Below are 1,129 nucleotides of genomic sequence, written 5' to 3'. Positions count from 1 at the left end.
TGTGATGCCCAGCCAGGTTGTCCAACCTGGCGATGGGTGAGCGCTTCCCGATGGCCGAGTGGGGCCGGTGGTGGTTGTACTCGTGGATCCATGCTGGCAGGGCCGCGAGCCTGGCTGCCTCGGAGTTGTAGAACTTCTTGAAGGCCCAGCCCTCGACCAGGGTGCGGTGGAAGCGTTCGATCTTGCCGTTGGTCTGCGGTCGGTAGGGCCTGGTGCGTTTCGGGGTGACGCCGAGCTCGGCGCAGGTCTCGAGCCACAGGTAGGAGCGATAGCAGCCGCCGTTGTCGGTGAGCACCCGTTGGACGGTGACGCCACGCTCGGCGAACCAGGCGACTGCGTTGCGCAGCACCTCGGTCGCGGTCTCCTTGGTCTCGTCATCGTGGGCCTCGACGTAGGCGACTCGGGAGTGGTCGTCGATGACGGTGTGCAGGTAACAGGTGCCCACCAGCGGTTGGTTGTGCTTGCTCTTGGGTGCGCCGGTGCGGGCCGCGGTCGCGGCGCGGTTCTTCTCGCCCTGTTGTCGGCCGACGTAGCGCCAGCCGCCGCCGTCGGGGACCCGGCCTAGCTTCTTGACGTCGACATGGAGCAGGTCCCCGGGGCGCTGGTGCTCGTAGCGGCGGATCGGCTCACCGGTGGCCCGGTCGATGTGGGAGAGCCGGTTCAGCCGGCACCTGACCAGCACGGCGTGCACGGTCGAGGCCTGCATCCCGAGCCGGTCGGCGATCGCGACCGGCCCCAGCCGGTGCTTCCACCGCAGGTGCACAATCCTGCGCACCACCGGCGTCGGGGTCCGGTTCGGCTGCCGGTGTGGGGCCGAGGACCGATCGGCCATCCCGCCCGGACCCTCGGTGCGGTAGCGGTCGGCCCACTTCTTCGCGGTCTTCCACGACACGTCGTAGCGCTCGGCCGCGCGCGCCGGGGACCAGCCGTGGTCCACGACGAGGCGGGCCAGCCTGAGTCGGGCACGGGGCGTCAGAGCGGCGTTGGAGTGGGTAGCGTGGGACACGAAGGCCTCCTTCGGTGGCGGAGCGGTTCCTAGACAGCTCCACTCCACACCGGGAGGCCTTCGCCCATCTACAGGTCACATCGTGTCGTCGCAGGTTCTCGACCAACGTGCCTGGGCATCACA

At 69.1% G+C, this 1,129-nt stretch carries 1 protein-coding gene; it reads right to left on the bottom strand.

Going from position 1 to position 1,129, the window contains the following annotated elements:
- Positions 1-1,006, bottom strand: a 1,006-nt coding sequence (locus ACFP2E_RS08080; protein WP_378523645.1) for an IS481 family transposase, incomplete at its 3' end; no start/stop codon positions are given.
- Between the last annotated feature and the right edge of the window lie 123 nt (positions 1,007-1,129).

Origin of the sequence: Nocardioides sp. GCM10027114 (assembly GCF_042659625.1) — a bacterium.
Classification (GTDB): domain Bacteria; phylum Actinomycetota; class Actinomycetes; order Propionibacteriales; family Nocardioidaceae; genus Nocardioides.
This window is presented reverse-complemented; position numbering and strand designations above follow the sequence as displayed.